The organism is Photobacterium sp. 2_MG-2023 (genome assembly GCF_030547675.1).
Classification (GTDB): domain Bacteria; phylum Pseudomonadota; class Gammaproteobacteria; order Enterobacterales; family Vibrionaceae; genus Photobacterium; species Photobacterium arenosum.
Genome location: NZ_JAUOQQ010000069.1, coordinates 1 through 504 on the forward strand (window position 1 = coordinate 1; position 504 = coordinate 504).

General features: G+C 47.6%; 2 tRNA genes. Both read left to right on the forward strand.

Features of this window, described 5'->3' with window-relative positions:
- The first annotated feature begins 96 nt into the window (after nt 1-96).
- A tRNA-Ile gene (locus tag Q4491_RS21500) sits at nt 97-173 on the forward strand.
- A 45-nt stretch (nt 174-218) separates the two neighbouring features.
- Nucleotides 219-294 (forward strand) — tRNA-Ala (locus tag Q4491_RS21505).
- Nucleotides 295-504 lie beyond the last annotated feature (210 nt).

Below are 504 nucleotides of genomic sequence, written 5' to 3' on the forward strand. Positions count from 1 at the left end.
AACCTGGGGCTGGATCACCTCCTTACCTAAAGACTGTGTCGTTGATGCAGTGTCCACACAGATTGCTTGGTCGAAATCGTTAAGAGCGCAAGAGAAGGGTCTGTAGCTCAGGTGGTTAGAGCGCACCCCTGATAAGGGTGAGGTCGGTGGTTCAAGTCCACTCAGACCCACCACTGTCTTCCCAAATGCAGTGGTTAAACACTCTTGCAATACTCGATGGGGCTATAGCTCAGCTGGGAGAGCGCCTGCCTTGCACGCAGGAGGTCAGCAGTTCGATCCTGCTTAGCTCCACCAATTTCTCTGATACTGCGTTGTGCGCTTTCTCGTTTAGCCAACTAAACGTCGAAAACCCACGCCTGGTCTCAGGCTCATTGGAACCACTCTCTAAAGACTTTCTTCGAGAATCTTTAAACAGTGGTTATCGAAAGATAATTCACATGCTCTTTAACAATCTGGAAAGCTGACTAGTAAATTCAATCTTAGAGATTGAATGAAAACTGTTTC